Below are 1,286 nucleotides of genomic sequence, written 5' to 3' on the forward strand. Positions count from 1 at the left end.
CAGGTGTCCTCGCCGGTCCTCGGCTCGTAGCCGCCGAGCGGGGTGAGCGCGCGGGTCAGACCGGTCCAGCGGTCCACCTGGCGCAGCATGTCCTCGACGCGGACCTGGGGCAGGCTGGCGGCGATGACCGCGCGCAGCTTGCGCAGCCCGGGTGTGATCGGCAGCGCGTCGGGCTGGCGCAGCCGCAGCTCGCCGTCCTGGATGCGCGCGAACAGGTTGCGCGGGAGACCGCGCGCCGCCGCGCCCGCGGCCTCGTCGAAGCGAGCGCGCAGGGCGCCGAGCGCCTCGTCGGGCCGCGGCGGCACGGACAGCCGGGCGTAGGCGTCCCCCTTGGCTTCCGCCCACTGCTGCTCGCCCATGAGCAGGTTCCAGAACGACACGTGCCGGCGGCTGGCGGCCAGGAACAGGTCGCCCGCGCGCAGCGCGTCGCGCACTGCGAAGGCGAGCGCGATCTCCCACAACGCACGCCGGGGACGCTGCCCGGCGGGGCACGCCGCCTTGCGCCAGGCGGCCGGGACGAAGTGCCGTGGCGCGCCGTCCAGCAGCGTCTCGGATGCCCCCGCGTCCAGCCGGCGCGCGATCTCGACGGCGGCGAGGGTGGCCTCGCTGCCGGTTGCGGCCTCGAAGGGCAGTCGGAAGAAGGCGGGCAGGTAGCGGCGCAGATCGCCGTAGCGCACGGCCAGTTCGTCCACGAACCCGCGCTCCTCGAGGCGCGCGAAGGCGCGGCAGTCCGCCGCTGCCCTGCGCAGCTCGGCCTCCTCGACGGTCTCGTAGAGGCGGGAGACGGGGACCTCCCGGTCAGCGTCGAGCAGCACGTCCACGGCGCCGAGCAGGGTGTCCAGCCCATTCTTCGCGCGCCGGCGCAGGACGCGGTGCTTCTCCTCGTAGGCGAGCCGCGAACGCCGCTCGAACCCGGTCATGTACTGGTCGTGCATGGTCACGACCTGATCGAGCAGCCCCTTGCGGGTCTCGACCAGAAAGGCGGCGACGAGGGCGTGCCGCTTGGGCGGGGCGAAGCGCTTCAGCGCCTGGACGTCGTACCGTCGCCCGAGCCCTGCCAGGTGCTGCTGCAGCTGCGGCGTCGCGGCCGAGAGGTCGCCCCCAGCCCCGAGCAGGCCGTCCAGCAGGTCGAGCCGGGCGAGGCGGGTCGAGATTGCCTTGGCCCGCGCTGCCGGCGGGGGCTCCTTGAGGTGGGCGAGCGGGGAGCGGTGCTCGCCCTCGGGGACGTCCACCAGATCCTCGATGGCGTCGCGCAGCCGGTTCGGCAGCCCGGCGGCGATGCGCTC

Annotated in this window: 1 protein-coding gene; it reads right to left on the reverse strand. The window is 74.9% G+C overall.

The window, feature by feature from the left end; genetic code table 11:
- Positions 1-1,286 (reverse strand): hypothetical protein (locus LHA35_RS28270; RefSeq protein WP_226615166.1); only part of this gene is annotated, 1,286 nt, incomplete at both ends.

The sequence above is a fragment of the Roseicella aerolata genome (genome assembly GCF_020523605.1).
In the GTDB taxonomy this organism is placed as follows: domain Bacteria; phylum Pseudomonadota; class Alphaproteobacteria; order Acetobacterales; family Acetobacteraceae; genus Paracraurococcus; species Paracraurococcus aerolatus.